The following is a 1388-nucleotide window of genomic DNA, read 5'->3' as shown; positions in this document are numbered from 1 at the left end:
CGCCTCAAAATCCTCACTTGCATGCTTCCGGAGATATAAACCGTGTTAATTTACCCACTCACTTGGGAGATGAGCCTATTAAAAATACCGCAGGGGATGACAGAAGATGAAGCTATTGGATCAGGTCCGGGATGTTCTCCGGAAAAGACATTACTCCATCCGCACCGAACAGGCCTACGTGGATTGGATCAAGCGATACATTTTTTTTCACGACAAACGCCATCCGCTTGAAATGGGCGCAACAGAAATTTCGCGGTTTCTCTCTTACCTGGCAACCGAAAAGCACGTTGCGGCGAGCACCCAGAATCAGGCATTGAACGCTCTTGTATTCCTTTATAAGCAAGTCCTGCAAAAGGAAGTAGGGGAACTTGGTCCGACGGAACGGGCCAAGAAACCGGAACGCCTGCCGACGGTCATGTCGCGCGGGGAGGCGGGGCGACTCCTCGCCTCCATGACGGGGATCCATCAGCTTATGGCCAAGCTCCTCTATGGATGCGGCCTCCGTCTGATGGAGTGCGTGCGTCTGCGGATCAAGGATGTGGACTTTGAACAGAATCAGATTCTTGTCCGCGATGGAAAGGGTATGAAGGACCGGGCGACAATGCTGCCGGAGCAGTTAAGGCCGCTTCTCGCAGAGCAGATCAAGAGGGTTCTCATCCTGCATGAGCAGGATCTGCGCAACGGCCTGGGGGAGGTTTACCTGCCTTATGCACTGGAGCGAAAGTATCCCAACGCCTCGCGGGAGATAGGCTGGCAGTATGTTTTTCCAGCCGATCGGATTTCGGTGGATCCGCGGAGCGGCAGAAGGAGGCGCCACCATGTCGGCGAGGACGGTCTTCAGCGGGCGGTACAGAGGGCGGCGCGCACGGCCGGTTTCACCAAACCGGTCAGTCCCCATACCTTCCGGCACAGCTTCGCCACCCATCTGCTGGAGGCCGGCTACGATATCCGGACGGTCCAGGAGCTGCTCGGGCACAAGGATGTCTCCACGACGATGATCTATACCCATGTAATGAAGCGGGGAGGAATGGGAGTCAAGAGTCCGCTGGATACCCTGGAATGAAGGGCGGGGCGTGGGCGATGCCCTGCCTCCGTGAGCCGATTGGGATATCCGTGCGAAAACTAATCCTTGACATCGGCGGCGGGAAGGCTTATATAAGCCGCGCTTTCAGATTTGGTTTTGGCTGTTTCCCCTACCCCAGAGCCTGCAATAAAAGGCTTCGGGGTTTTTTTGCGCCTGAAGAATAGAAGACCTGGGGGGGATGGTAAGACTGGAAGAAGACAGGAGGAATATGTAATATGGCAAGACCAGGCCAAGACAAGTTCATCAAGCGGCAAAAGGAGCTCGAGCGCATCAAAAAGGCGAGCGAGAAAATGGCCAAACGGCA

At 55.3% G+C, this 1388-nt stretch carries 2 protein-coding genes; one reads left to right on the top strand and one right to left on the bottom strand.

The features are described 5' to 3' along the window. The first annotated feature begins 106 nt into the window (after positions 1-106). A complete protein-coding gene (locus tag Q8M88_RS02015; protein ID WP_305594564.1) occupies positions 107-1063 on the top strand; it encodes an integron integrase in 957 nt (318 codons plus the stop codon). Between the two features lie 59 nt (positions 1064-1122). Here Q8M88_RS02015 and Q8M88_RS02010 read toward each other — a convergent pair. Then, positions 1123-1388, bottom strand: a 266-nt coding sequence (locus Q8M88_RS02010) for a hypothetical protein (RefSeq protein ID WP_305594563.1), incomplete at its 5' end; no start/stop codon positions are given.

Source organism: Phenylobacterium sp. (genome assembly GCF_030693805.1).
In the GTDB taxonomy this organism is placed as follows: Bacteria; Pseudomonadota; Alphaproteobacteria; order Caulobacterales; family Caulobacteraceae; genus Phenylobacterium.
The sequence above is the reverse complement of the archived record's forward strand: the minus strand, read 5'-3'. Positions and strand labels throughout refer to the sequence as shown.

What these genes read in the sequence shown, in the direction of transcription:
- Q8M88_RS02015 (WP_305594564.1), top strand. Translation starts at nt 107, where the DNA reads ATGAAGCTATTGGATCAGGTCCGGGATGTTCTCCGGAAAAGACATTAC.